11 protein-coding genes are annotated in these 12,871 nt (G+C 34.1%); 3 read left to right on the forward strand and 8 right to left on the reverse strand.

Features of this window, described 5'->3' with window-relative positions:
* Positions 1 to 192: 192 nt before the first annotated feature.
* The 4 genes from B0M43_RS10725 to B0M43_RS10740 all read right to left on the reverse strand — a co-directional run bounded on the left by B0M43_RS10725 (position 193) and on the right by B0M43_RS10740 (position 3,949).
* Positions 193 to 735, reverse strand: coding sequence for an alpha/beta hydrolase (locus tag B0M43_RS10725; protein ID WP_078008365.1), 543 nt, complete (start codon positions 733 to 735; stop codon positions 193 to 195).
* 21 nt (positions 736 to 756) lie between these two features.
* Complete coding sequence (locus B0M43_RS10730) at positions 757 to 1,581, reverse strand: alpha/beta hydrolase (RefSeq protein WP_078008364.1); 825 nt, start codon at positions 1,579 to 1,581, stop codon at positions 757 to 759.
* Positions 1,582 to 1,733: 152 nt separating this feature from the next.
* Positions 1,734 to 2,102, reverse strand: coding sequence for a PUR family DNA/RNA-binding protein (locus tag B0M43_RS10735; protein WP_017495419.1), 369 nt, complete (start codon positions 2,100 to 2,102; stop codon positions 1,734 to 1,736).
* Between the two features lie 68 nt (positions 2,103 to 2,170).
* Positions 2,171 to 3,949 (reverse strand): ABC transporter ATP-binding protein, encoded by a 1,779-nt coding sequence (locus tag B0M43_RS10740; protein ID WP_078008363.1) that lies wholly within the window; start codon positions 3,947 to 3,949, stop codon positions 2,171 to 2,173.
* A 203-nt stretch (positions 3,950 to 4,152) separates the two neighbouring features.
* On the opposite strand from B0M43_RS10740, the gene B0M43_RS10745 reads away from it, so the two are divergent.
* The 3 genes from B0M43_RS10745 to yajC all read left to right on the forward strand — a co-directional run bounded on the left by B0M43_RS10745 (position 4,153) and on the right by yajC (position 6,827).
* Entirely contained in the window at positions 4,153 to 5,262 is a 1,110-nt protein-coding gene (locus B0M43_RS10745) for a Glu/Leu/Phe/Val dehydrogenase (RefSeq protein WP_078008362.1), read from the forward strand.
* A 256-nt stretch (positions 5,263 to 5,518) separates the two neighbouring features.
* Entirely contained in the window at positions 5,519 to 6,430 is a 912-nt protein-coding gene (nusB, locus tag B0M43_RS10750) for a transcription antitermination factor NusB (RefSeq protein ID WP_065448293.1), read from the forward strand.
* Positions 6,431 to 6,554: 124 nt separating this feature from the next.
* Positions 6,555 to 6,827, forward strand: a complete 273-nt coding sequence (yajC, locus tag B0M43_RS10755) for a preprotein translocase subunit YajC (protein ID WP_065448202.1) — start codon at positions 6,555 to 6,557, stop codon at positions 6,825 to 6,827.
* 343 nt (positions 6,828 to 7,170) lie between these two features.
* On the opposite strand, the gene pepT is transcribed toward yajC, so the two are convergent.
* The 4 genes from pepT to B0M43_RS10775 form a co-directional block, all read right to left on the reverse strand.
* Positions 7,171 to 8,448: a peptidase T gene (gene pepT, locus B0M43_RS10760; RefSeq protein ID WP_078008361.1), complete on the reverse strand. Its 1,278-nt coding sequence runs from the start codon at positions 8,446 to 8,448 to the stop codon at positions 7,171 to 7,173.
* Between the two features lie 257 nt (positions 8,449 to 8,705).
* The gene (locus B0M43_RS10765) at positions 8,706 to 9,836 is read right to left on the reverse strand and encodes a formylglycine-generating enzyme family protein (protein ID WP_078008360.1); all 1,131 of its coding nucleotides are present in this window, start codon (positions 9,834 to 9,836) and stop codon (positions 8,706 to 8,708) included.
* A gap of 83 nt (positions 9,837 to 9,919) precedes the next feature.
* Complete coding sequence (locus B0M43_RS10770; protein ID WP_078008359.1) at positions 9,920 to 10,858, reverse strand: DUF6515 family protein; 939 nt, start codon at positions 10,856 to 10,858, stop codon at positions 9,920 to 9,922.
* An 85-nt stretch (positions 10,859 to 10,943) separates the two neighbouring features.
* On the reverse strand, positions 10,944 to 12,125 hold the full coding sequence (locus tag B0M43_RS10775) for an OprO/OprP family phosphate-selective porin (RefSeq protein WP_371296008.1): 1,182 nt from the start codon (positions 12,123 to 12,125) through the stop codon (positions 10,944 to 10,946).
* Positions 12,126 to 12,871: the final 746 nt, after the last annotated feature.

Here is a 12,871-nt window from a genome sequence, read left to right on the forward strand (position 1 = left end):
GTTTTCAGTCTCAGTTTTCAGTCTGAACCGGAATTAACCGCAAAGTTCGCAAAGGTTTTAAGCAAGGTTCGCAAAGTTTTATACAAAGCTTTGCGAACTTTTGAGTTTTTATAAAATGCTTTATGATAAAAAACCTTGCGAACTTTGCGGTTAAATTCTGCTCAAACTGAGACTGAAAACTGAGACTGAAAACTAAATTTTATCTATTAACTGTTGCAATATCAACTGACCTTCTTCCCAATATTTTAAATCAGACTCAGAATTGATGTGTCCTTTTTGTCCAACGTTTACAAATTCACTTCCCCACTTTTCAGCAAAATATTGTTTTCTTTCGAAAGAAGCATAAGGATCATTTTCACTTGCCACAAGAATAGAAGGAAAAGGCAATTTATAAATAGGCATTGGTGAAAAATTACGAATAATGTCAGGAGTGTGCTGAGGTGAATCAACATCGGCAGGAGCCACTAAAAAAGCACCAGCAATATTAGAATTGCTATTTTCTTTTGCCCAATGTAAAACTAAAGAAACAGCCAAACTATGGGCTACTAAAACAGTTGGTTTATCTAGTTTTGAAACTTCTTCGTTTAATCTTTCGAGCCATTCTTCCCGAATAGGTTCGTCCCAATTGTCCTGAACTAAGCGTATAGAATTTTCAAATTTTTTATGCCAAAAAGTCTGCCAGTGTTTTTCGCCGGAATTTCCGAGTCCGGGTAATATTAATAATTGCGTTTCCATTGCCGTGGATTTATTTAGTGATTATTTTTTCTTTTCTTTTATAATTCGGTTGATTTCATTAATAAGTAATGGAAATGCAGGTTCTGTCATTCCGTGTCCGTAACCGTCGAGTTCATAAAGTTTAGTTTGTTTGTGGCCAACCAGTTTCATCATTCTGGCCATATAAGCGTTTTCTTCATATCGGCCCAACATCTCTAATTCGCGATCTCCGGTAATTAATAAAAGCGGCGGAGCATCAGCACGCACAAAGAATAAAGGTGCATAAGTATCTATAGTAGGAGTGGTTTCCGGAATTCCATTTTCTCTCCTAATTTCAAAATGGGTAATACATTGCCCGCTAAACGGAATTAATCCTGCAATCTTATTGGCATCGATTCCTTCCTTCTTTAAATATTCTTTGTTTAAGCCAATCATCGAAGCTAAATAACCTCCTGCAGAATGTCCTGAAACAAAAATCAGAGAAGTATCTCCGCCATAACTGGCAATATTATTAAATGCCCAAGCGACAGCTGCCGCAGCATCATCTATAGCTTTTGCTGCCTTTGCCTTTGGTGATAATCTATAGTTTACTCCAATAATGGCAAAACCTTTATTTTTTAAGGCTTCCGGAATCTCTTTGCTTCCGCCGGTTAATCCTCCACCATGAAACCAGACAATTGTTGCGAAATTTTTTGTGTTTTTAGGATAATAAATATCCAGGACGCATCTTTCATTTATATAACTATCAGATTTATTGGTTGCTGCGTTGTAATATTGAATGTTTGATTTCGTTTCGTACTCTAATTTCTGTGAGAAAGAAGTCGTATAGATAAAGAAGAAAGTAAGTAAAAGGATTAATTTTTTCATTTTAAAAATATTGAATTGTTGTTGTTGAGTTTTTAATCAGTTTGAAAGTCTAAAATCTAAAAATCTAAACTCTAAAATAATAAATTAATATATAAAAAAAGTCCAAAATGCAGAACATATTGGACTCGTACTTTTTAAAAAGTTATTTTCGACTAAATATCGTCAAAATCAATATCGGTAAAACTGGTTCTTTGTCCTTCAGGTTTATCAGAACCATATTCTTTTTTAAAATCTTTTTGGTGTCTTTCAGAAATTACTTCTTCGCCTTTGTGGTTCAAGACATATGAAGTCATTTCTTCTAGTATTTCAGCGAAAGCACTAAAATCTTCTTTGTACAAGTAAATTTTGTGTTTTTTAAAATGAAAAGAGCCATCTTCTTCGGTAAATTTTTTGCTTTCTGTAATAGTGATATAATAATCATCAGCTTTAGTAGCTCTCACATCAAAGAAATAAGTTCTTCTTCCTGCTCGTAATACTTTAGAAAAAATCTCTTCTTTTTCTAACATGTCATTTTCTCTCATAATACGTTCTATCATTTTTGGAATTAATAGTACTCAAAAATCATAAAAAATTATCTATTACGCAACATTTAAAGTAATTCTTTTTCCGAAAGTTGTTTTAAATATAACGATGCATAATATCCTTCCTGATTTATTAATTGATTATGAGAGCCTTGTTGAATGATCCTTCCGTCTTCTAAAATGATTATCTTATCAGCATTCTTTGCAGAGGATACTCTGTGGCTTACAATTATTGTAGTTTTATCTTTACAGATTTCGAATAAATTATTCAAAATTGTTTCTTCGGTTTCGGTGTCCACTGCCGATAAACAATCGTCAAAAAGGAGTATTGCCGGGTTTTTAATAATAGCACGTGCTATAGATACACGCTGCTTTTGTCCGCCCGAAAGTGTGATACCTCTTTCTCCTAAAATAGTATCGTATTGTTTGTTGAAAGCGGCAATATTATCGTGAACTACAGCATTTTTGGCAGCTTCAATTACTTCTTCGTCTGTAGCGTTTTGATTACCAAATTTGATATTGTTCTTAATAGTATCAGAGAACAGAAATGCATCCTGAGGCACAATTCCGATATTGTTTCTTAAATCATTTAGGTTTAAAGTGCTTATTTCTTGCTGATCAATGGTAATTTTTCCATCGGTAACATCATATAAACGCGAAATCAGGGATAAAATAGTCGATTTTCCGGAACCAGTTTTTCCTAAAATAGCCAGTGTTTCTCCTTTTTTTACTGTAAATGTTACATTTTTCAAAGCTTCGATATTGGTATCTTCATAAGTGTAACTTACATCTTCAAAAGAGATAGAACCTTGAATGTCAGAATGGTTTTCGTTTTTATTTTTAATTTCCGGTTCAAGTTTCAAAAACTCATTCAAACGTTTCTGAGAAGCTTCTGCTTCCTGAACCATTGATGAAACCCATCCTAACGAAGCAACGGGCCAGGTCAGCATATTTACATATAAAATAAACTCAGCGATTGTACCAATGTTAGGGATCGTTCCGTTGATGTACATAACACCTCCAAAATAAATCACCACCAGATTACTAATCCCGATTAAGGCAATCATTAAAGGGCCAAATAGTGATTGCACTTTAGCTAAATCTAAACTCTTCTTTTTGCTTTCATCGGCAAGAGCCACCATATTATTCTGATGCTGATTTTCTAATGAGTTTGCTTTAATAACTCTAATTCCGGAAAAAATTTCCTGAGAGAAGCTCGATACTTTCGATAAATATTGCTGAAAAGTCGTGCTTCGTTTATTGATTTCAGAACTTAATTTAAAAATACAGTAAGAAAGAATCGGTAAAGGCAAAATAGTATATAATGTCAGTAATGGCGAAACATTATACATATATATAATAACAATCGCAAAACGTATAAAAGTATTGATCGTATACATTACGGCCGGACCAACATACATACGCACTTTTGAAACATCTTCGCTAATACGATTCATTAAATCTCCCGTACGGTTTTGTTTGTAAAAGTTCTGCGAAAGATTCTCGTACTGTCTGAAAACCTCATTTTTTAAATCAAACTCAATATGACGTGACATTACGATCAAAGTCTGGCGCATTAAAAAAGTTAAAAAACCCGCAACAATCGTAGTGGCGATGATTAGCAGTACGTTATGAATTAATCCATCGCGATAGGAGTCAATAATTACTTGCGATGTCTGATCAGTTTCTGGCAGCTTATCAAACTTTTCGATAGCGTTTAAAGATTTACTAATAAGCTTAGGAGTAAATAAAGAGAATATTTGTGCGATTATGGTGATTAAAATTCCTAAAGAGAAACTATATTTATATTTTATGAAATATTTGTTTAAATAGCTTAATTCTTTCATTTTTTTAAGAGATTCAATGTTGAATTGTGTTGATTTTATAAAATTTTATGAATTAAAATTAACGGAAAGTATAATTTAATCAAAACAAAACGATTGTTATATTGTTATTTTAAAGATAAAAAATTAGCACAATTGTATTTTTTATATAAATTTGAGAAGTCTTTTTAACAAATTCATAATTTAATCTAATAAATACTAGCGCTATGGATGCAACTTTCGCAACTGGAAAGGAACTTCAAAAAATGGATCCTGTTTTTGGTCAACTGTCTTTTGATGATCACGAACAAATTGTTTTTTGCAATGACAAAGATACAGGTTTAAAAGCAATTATTGGTATTCATAATTCAGTTATGGGGCCAGCTTTAGGAGGAACCAGAATGTGGAACTATAATACTGAATGGGAAGCATTAAACGATGTTTTGCGTCTTTCAAGAGGTATGACATATAAATCTGCCATCACAGGATTAAACATTGGTGGAGGTAAAGCAGTAATTATTGGTGATGCTAAAACGCAAAAAACACCAGAATTAATGCGCAAGTTTGGAGAGTTTGTACACTCTTTGGGCGGAAGATATATTACAGCAGAAGATGTTGGAATGGAAACTAAGGATATGGACACTGTAAGAGATGTTACGCCTTATGTTACAGGCATCTCTGAAGAAAGAGGTGGCTCAGGAAATCCTTCTCCAATAACCGCTTATGGTGTTTATTTAGGAATGAAAGCTGCTGCTAAAAGTCAGTTTGGTACTGATGTTTTAGAGGGGAAAAAAGTTTTGGTTCAGGGAATTGGTCATGTTGGTGAAGCTTTAGTAGAATATTTAACTAAAGAAGGAGCAATCGTTACTATTACTGATATCAATGAAGAAAAATTATTTCAGGTAGCTACAAAATATAACGCAACAGTTTACACTGGTGAAGATTTATATACTGCAGATGTTGATATTTATGCACCATGTGCAATGGGAGCCATCATTAATGATGATACAGTAAATAAAATTAAAGCTAAAGTAATTGCTGGTGCTGCCAACAATCAATTAGCAGATGAAAATATTCACGGAGCAAGATTACAGGAAAGAGGTATTTTATATGCTCCTGATTTTCTGATCAATGCCGGTGGAATTATCAATGTGTATGCTGAATTAGAGCACTACGGTAAAGCCGAAATCATGACAAAAACCGAAAATATCTACAATACTACTTTAGAAATTATCGACTATGCTGTGAAAAACGGAATGACAACACATAAAGCTGCACTAACAATTGCTCAAAATCGTATTGATTTAAGAAAAATTGAAAACGCCGCTAAGAAGTAATTTTTAGTTTAAAGTTTACAGTCTCAGTATTCCGTCTCAGTTTTGCAATGTAAACTGTGACTGAATACTGAGACTTTTTTTATTCTGTAAACTGCGACTTTTCAACACATTTTGAATAATAGTGAAAACTGCGACCGAAAACTGTGACTTTTTTACGAATTAATTTTAATATCAGGTCTTAAATACTTATTTTTGCAGACTAATTTTTAAATGTTCTTACAAGGTGGTAAATAGAAGACACATACGCGTTAAAGTAATGCAATCCATTTATGCAATGCATCAAAGCGGTTCTGATAATCTGGAAAAAGAGGAAAAATTTCTTTTTTATAGCATTGATAACATTCAGGACTTATATCTTATAATGCTTTCTTCATTGATTGAAATTTGCAAAAAAGAATCTGTTTTCTTGCATTTATCAAGTAAAAAACATCTTGCAACTGCTGCAGAACGTAATCCGAACGAAAAGTTCATCAACAACAAAATTTTCCAACTTCTTGCCGAAAGTAATTCTTTGAGTATTGCTTTAGAAAATCGTAAAATCAACAACTGGTCGTTGAATGATGATTATATCATTTTGCTTTTAAATGATATTAAAGCCAGCGAATTGTATGCAAAATACATGAGCACTACAGTTAATACATTTGAAGAAGACAGACAATTTGTAATCGATTTATTTGCAGATGTAATAGTTCCTAACGAAAAATTATATGAGTATTTAGAAGATGATAAATTAACCTGGGTTGATGATATTCCGGTTGTAAATACACATATCGTTAAGCAATTAAAAGCAATTAAAACGCAGGATCCTGATGATTTTAGAGTGCCGAAATTGTATAAAGATGTTGAAGACAAAGATTTTGCTAAAGATTTATTCAGAAGAACAGTTTTAAACGAATCAATCTTAGCCAAAGAATATGATGATAAAACTCCAAACTGGGACAGTGAAAGAATAGCTGAAATTGATACTATTATTTTGAAAATGGCAATTTGCGAATTTTTAAAATTCCCTTCGATTCCAGTAAAAGTAACTCTTAACGAATATTTAGAAATTGCAAAAGAGTATTCTACACCAAAAAGTAGTATTTTTATCAACGGAATTTTAGATAATCTTGTTAAAGAGCTTACGGCTAATAAAAAGATGATTAAAGTTGGTAGAGGTTTGATGTAAGATTGAAAGAAATTCCAATTTAATAAAATTCCAAATACCAATTGAGATGTCACTCTGAGCATAGCGAAAAGCCAAATCCCAAATAAAACATAAATATTAATAACAAAAATAAAAACTGAATACTATGCAAGATTTAATGAAATTTGCTCCTTATTTACTAATGTTTGTAGTGTTATATTTCTTCATGATCAGACCACAACAAAAAAGAGCAAAAAACGAAAAAGAATTTGAAAGCAGCCTAAAAGTAGGTGATAAAATAATTACAAAAAGTGGTTTTCACGGTAAAATCGTTGAACTTGCTGAAACAAGTGCAATAATCGAAACAATGTCTGGAAAATTAAAAATCGAGCGTTCAGCAATTTCTATGGAAATGAGTGCTGCTTTGAAAAAAGCTTAATACTTTTTAGAAATTCCAATAAAAAATCCCAAATTCCAATTTTACGATTGGAGTTTGGGATTTTTTTTGTTTGAAGTTAAGCGCATTGTGTGTCATCCCGAGGAACGAGGGATCTTCGCAAGTAGCTCGACAAAGATTGGAGAGTTACTGTGTAGAGTTTCTTGCGAAGATCCCTCGTTCCTCGGGATGACAAGATTGAGGTTAAGCTCTGTAAATATGCTAATTGTTATTGCTTTGTTCCTTGTAAAGATTTAATTTGCGCATAAAAAAACCTTTGTCAAAGTTTTAAACTTTGACAAAGGTCTGTGTTTTGGAATTTTGGTTTTCTAAACCTTATCTGTATTTATCTCTTCCTTTTGGTTTTTTCAGTTACATCAAAAGCACCGGGAATTGCAGTTAATTCTGCAATCTTCACAATCACATCAGTTGCTTTCTGAATACTTTCTGCAGGAACATATTCGTATTTTCCATGAAAGTTATGTCCACCCGCAAATATATTTGGGCAAGGTAATCCCATGAATGATAATTGCGATCCGTCAGTTCCGCCACGAATGGGTTTGATGATCGGTTTGATGCCTAATTCTCTCATTGCTTTTTCGGCAATGTCAACAATGTGTTTTACCGGAAGTACTTTTTCTTTCATATTGTAGTACTGATCTTTAACTTCGGCAGTTACAATATCTTCGCCAAATTGTTTCGCAAATTTCTTGTTGATTTTCTTGGCAATTTTTCCAATTAAATCTTTTCTTTTTTCGAATTTCAACTTGTTATGATCACGAATAATCAATTCTAAAACTGTTTCTTCGATACTTCCTGTTATGTGGTGAACGTGAAAGAATCCTTCGTAACCTTTTGTTTCCTGTGGCGTTTCTCCTTTTGGCAGTTCGTTGATGAAATCATTTGCAATCAACATCGAATTGATCATTTTTCCTTTGGCATAACCAGGGTGAACGCTTTTTCCTTTAAAAGTAATTTTAGCACCGGCAGCATTAAAATTTTCATATTCTAATTCACCAATCTGACTTCCATCCATGGTATAAGCCCATTGTGCGCCGAATTTTTCGACATCAAAATGGTGAGCGCCACGACCAATTTCTTCATCAGGCGTAAAGCCAATTCTGATTTTTCCGTGTTTAATTTCGGGATGCTGTATTAGGTATTCCATTGCCGAAACAATCTCGGTAATTCCGGCTTTATCATCGGCGCCTAATAGAGTAGTTCCGTCAGTAGTGATGATTGTTTGTCCTTTATATTGTAATAAATCTTTAAAGTAATTTGGAGATAAAACAATGTTTTTCTCAGCGTTTAAGATGATATCTTTCCCGTCGTAGTTCTCTATAATTTGAGGTTTTACATTAGCTCCACTAAAATCAGGAGAAGTATCAAAATGCGAAACAAATCCAATTGTAGGTACTTCATGATCTACATTACTTGGTAAAGTTGCCATGATATAAGCTTTGTCATCTATGGTAACATCTGCAAGACCAATTGATTTTAGTTCTTCGACTAGTTTATTGGCAAGATTCCATTGTTTTTCTGTACTTGGAGTGGTATTTGAATTTGGGTCTGACTCAGTATCAATAGTTACGTAACTGATAAAACGATCTATAATATGTTGCATTTGTTTAATTTTTAGCAAATATAAGCAAATAATTAGGCGTTGAGAAGCTCTAAATTATGAAAAATGAAAAAACGGATTGGAAAAAGTTAGCCACGAATTCACGAATTTTTGCTAATGGGTATCTCTTCATGCAAAAATATAAAATCCGATTTCACGAATTACAATTCATGAAATCGGATTTTATATTTAAATTAATTCGTGAAGATTCGTGAAATTGCTTCACCTGTTCCCTTCGGTCGCGTCGGGACAAAAAAAAATTATTGTACACATCTAAAACCAATATGATTTGCCGGTGATTTATAGTCGCCTTTTCCTCTGGTGCCTACCATATAACGTGTGCAATACTGATCTGTACATAAAAATGATCCTCCTCGTTGTACTTTTTTAGGTAAATTAGGTTCTCCCGGATCGTAAGATGATTCGGGGCCTTGCGGATTTTTGGCCACTTTACCACTTTGTTTTAAAATATCATAATAATCTGCGGTATACCAATCGTTTGTCCATTCCCATACATTTCCTCCAATATCGTAAAGTCCATACGAATTTGGTTCAAATTGAGCAGTGGGAGCAATGCCAATATAACCATCTTCACCCGTATCGCCTTTTTCTATTGGGAAATGGCCCTGATAGATATTGGCTTGAAATTTTCCTTTTGGTTTTAAAGTATTTCCCCAAGCGTACAATTGTCCTGATTTTCCACCGCGAGCTGCAAATTCCCATTCGGCTTCAGTGGGTAATCTTTTGCCTGCCCATTTGGCGTATGCTGCCGCATCATCATATGAAATTTGAACAACAGGATAGTTGCCTCTTCCTTTGATAGAGCTTCCGGCTCCTTCCGGATGTCTCCAGTCTGCTCCCTTAGCGTAACTCCACCATTGCATATAATTGTTTAAATCTACTGTAGCAGGAGTAGGAGTAAAAACGGCTGATCCGGCTACTAAATTTTCAAGTGGTGCATCGGGATATTCTTCATGAGTTGGTTTTATTTCGGCTAGTGTTACATAACCTGTAGCTTTTACAAAAGCTTCAAATTGGTCGTTGGTCACTTCGGTTTGATCCATATAAAAACCATCTACATAAACCTGATGTATAGGTGCTGCATCTTTTGTAACCCCTTTTATACTGCATAAACTTTCGTCTTCGACATTGCTTCCCATAGAAAACTCTCCGCCTGGAATCCAAACCATCCCTTTAGGTGCTTTATTTTGAGGTGGTTTGTTCTTGTTCTCGATTGTAGGTTTAAACAAAGATACATCCGAAACAGGGGTTTCGGCACAATCCATTGCAGCTAATTTTTGTTTTGGAACAAGAATTTTATTGTAGCCATAAGCAATCGAAATGATAGAAATTGTGAGAATTGCTAAAATCCAATAAGTTTTGTTTTTCATTCTGGTTTGATTTTGTAGTGATCAGTATAATAGAGGATAAAGTTAAAAAATAACTTTTAATTATATTTATCCTATAGAATTAATTATTCTTTTTCAACATCTACAACTTCATATTTGTTTTTACCATCAACCTGAACGGGTTGGTAATAGGTTTCTCCAAATTTGACATATTTTACCTCTCCAATTGTAACTTCTTGACCACCTTCAGGTAAGTTGTCTACAACTGTTCCTGCTGTTGGTGGGACAACTTTATAATTGCTGCCCTCTTTTTCATAATACGTTCCTCCATAGTAATAATTATTGACGGTTCCGGTATTGACTGTTTCAGCACCGCTGGGTATATTATTAACCGTTCCTCCTACAGGGGCTGGAACGGCTGTATAGCCTCCGCTAGTTGGAGTGTACCAAACACCCTGATCATAGTGATATTGAGTGCTTTCAACACTTACCACAATTGCTGTAACAGCCAGAGTAGCTACAAAAAATCCCCAAGGGTGCCAAACTGGACCCCAATAAAAGGGAGTATAAGGATGAAAATAATAAGGATGGTAAGCACGATATCGATAACCGCCATATACATACGGCGGACGGACATAAGGTCTGACACCGGGTCTTACTACTGTGTTACGATTGTTGCGAACATGAACACTGTTGTTAACATTGATGTTTACATTATTTCTGTTTCTGTTGACGGTATTACCGCTAATATTGGTGTTTCTATTTCTATTATTAGTAACGTTATTGCCTCTATTAGTGGCATTATTACCCCCAATTTTAGAATTTGAGTTAGTAGGTCTTGTGATTTTAGTTCCAGAATTGTTTGCTCCTGGTCTTGTGGTATTAGCAGGTCTTTTTATGGCTGGCCTCGGCTGATTTGCAGGTCTAGCCTGAGTTGCTGCTCCGCCTCTGTGTGCACCACCCCCGCCATGACGTTGCGCAATACTATCAATTGAAATCAAAAAAAATGATCCCAGTAAGCATATAGTTGCTGTATTTCGAAGTGATTTTTTTATGTTTTTCATTTTCAGTGTTTTAGATTAGTTAAAGTTATTAAAAATAATAATTGCTATACGAAAATAGAGACGAAATTTTATGTGATATTATAATTTATAATGAAATATCCCATTGAATTCTGAAACGCCATCCTTGTTCAAGAGGCAGACTTTTATCCTGAAAACTAAAATAACTAAACTCAGATGTAAGTTTGTTTTTATGTCCTTTAAAAAACCAGTTGAAAGCAATTGTTGTTTCATCTTGCAAGTTCTGTCTTATGGTGTTATCAGGTCTGAAGGCAGCATGTCTTGCAGCCATTTCCAGGTGTTGTGGCCACCATTTAAAAGCATTATGAAAAAAATATCCTGCCTGCACATAATACCCTTTTAGAGTTGTTGTGTCATCATCATTTAGTTTATCTATGATTTTTTTGGTGTGCCATTCGCTTTGCCAGGAAAAACCACGGTACATAAAGGCAGTTTCAACGTTCCACTGATTCACACGATACTCACCGGGAAGTCCGTTTTCGTAACCATCCAAAGAGCCTCCGCCTGATTGCGAAAATCGTGTATACGGACTCCGATTTGTTAGTCCTGAAAAGGCAATAATTGGAGTTGGCTTTTCATGAAATTCCAGATCGCTTCCTTCAAAATCAAGAAATCTTCCTGAAAAATTCCATTGAGCCCTGCCAAAATACATTAAATTATTGTCGTCATTAGCAGTATTTCCACGCCCTGTTCCTGTTAGCGCCGCAACCCAATAATTAAAATCAGCAATACCACGACCTTTTAAATGCCCGTAAACTTCAACTCCCATTTGTCTGTCTACAGTAAATTCCCTGTTGATGAAGGATCGATCTACAGTTTGTTGCTCACCACTACTTATAAAGCGTTCGCGCGTATATTCAACTTTCCACTGACCGACCTTAAAACTCATCCATTTCCATTTTTCGATCATGATTCTAAAATCCAGTAAATTAGACTGGCTCAATTCATACTCCCAATAATATTGTAACCAGGGTTCAAATGCGTGGCCGCCAACTTTTAATCTGGCACGATTAATTTTGAAAGTCGTTTGTTTGTCCTGGCTATAATCATCATAAGTAAGCGGATCCTGATCGTTAGGAGTTGAAAATCGAAACTGTAAACGGCTTTGTAACTGAAAAAGAAATTTATTGTCTTTGGTACGTAATTCAATTCCTTTATCTCCATATCTAAAAGTAATAATCTTGCTTGTGTCTTTTTCGAACTGTGCCTGAACAGAAATGCTTAGAAAAAATAATAGGATTAAGAGCAATTTTTTTTGGAGATATATTATTTTATCTGGATGATACATAAGCATGATTTGGTTACACAATTTGATACTGATTTATATTAGTTAGTTCGTCCAAAATTCTTTGCAATTCCTAATTCTATTCCCCCGCTATCATAAGCATTCCGTTTAATATCATAGCTAAAAATTCCAAAAATTCCAATAAGTGCAGCAGCAATAGGATAACTTCTTTCTACAGTTTATTTGTCTTCGCCGCTTTCGAGATTTTTTTCGACTTCAAATTTTTCGATTATAAAATCAGTATGTAAACCAATAGCCTATTTTTTGCTTATATAATAGGTATAAGCAACCCTGTTTCCTTCGTCATCTCTTCCTTCAAAAATATGAACATGATTTATTGGTATTCCAATTGATGATGTGGCGTAAAAGGTGCTGTAATTTCGCTTTCCTGCGCATAGCTTATTTCATAGCAAAACAGCACAAGAATGAATACTAAATTTTTTGTAAGTATTATATTTAAATAAAAAGAACTACTTATTTATAAAAAAGAGCATTTATAAAAAAAAAATAAAATTGAAAGTAAAGGATTCACATTGTACTAATAATTTGAGCAAAACATGAATTTTATATTTGTAACTATTTGTAATAAAGGCTTGTAGTACGAAGTTAGTAAAATTCTGTTAATGATTTTATTTTTCGTGTAAAAAATAATTAGCGCTTTTCTTTCAAATTTAATTCCTGAAAAATGAAAGAATGCAAACAGATTGATA

The organism is Flavobacterium sp. KBS0721, assembly GCF_002007065.3.
GTDB lineage: Bacteria > Bacteroidota > Bacteroidia > Flavobacteriales > Flavobacteriaceae > Flavobacterium > Flavobacterium piscis.

Excerpts from the sequence above, each read along its gene's own strand:
- B0M43_RS10725 (WP_078008365.1), bottom strand. The coding sequence starts at position 735 with ATGGAAACGCAATTATTAATATTACCCGGACTCGGAAATTCCGGCGAA.
- yajC (WP_065448202.1), top strand. The coding sequence starts at position 6,555 with ATGCAAGATTTAATGAAATTTGCTCCTTATTTACTAATGTTTGTAGTG.
- B0M43_RS10765 (WP_078008360.1), bottom strand. The coding sequence starts at position 9,836 with ATGAAAAACAAAACTTATTGGATTTTAGCAATTCTCACAATTTCTATC.
- nusB (WP_065448293.1), top strand. The coding sequence starts at position 5,519 with ATGCAATCCATTTATGCAATGCATCAAAGCGGTTCTGATAATCTGGAA.
- B0M43_RS10730 (WP_078008364.1), bottom strand. The coding sequence starts at position 1,581 with ATGAAAAAATTAATCCTTTTACTTACTTTCTTCTTTATCTATACGACT.
- B0M43_RS10735 (WP_017495419.1), bottom strand. The coding sequence starts at position 2,102 with ATGAGAGAAAATGACATGTTAGAAAAAGAAGAGATTTTTTCTAAAGTA.
- B0M43_RS10770 (WP_078008359.1), bottom strand. The coding sequence starts at position 10,858 with ATGAAAAACATAAAAAAATCACTTCGAAATACAGCAACTATATGCTTA.
- pepT (WP_078008361.1), bottom strand. The coding sequence starts at position 8,448 with ATGCAACATATTATAGATCGTTTTATCAGTTACGTAACTATTGATACT.
- B0M43_RS10740 (WP_078008363.1), bottom strand. The coding sequence starts at position 3,949 with ATGAAAGAATTAAGCTATTTAAACAAATATTTCATAAAATATAAATAT.
- B0M43_RS10745 (WP_078008362.1), top strand. The coding sequence starts at position 4,153 with ATGGATGCAACTTTCGCAACTGGAAAGGAACTTCAAAAAATGGATCCT.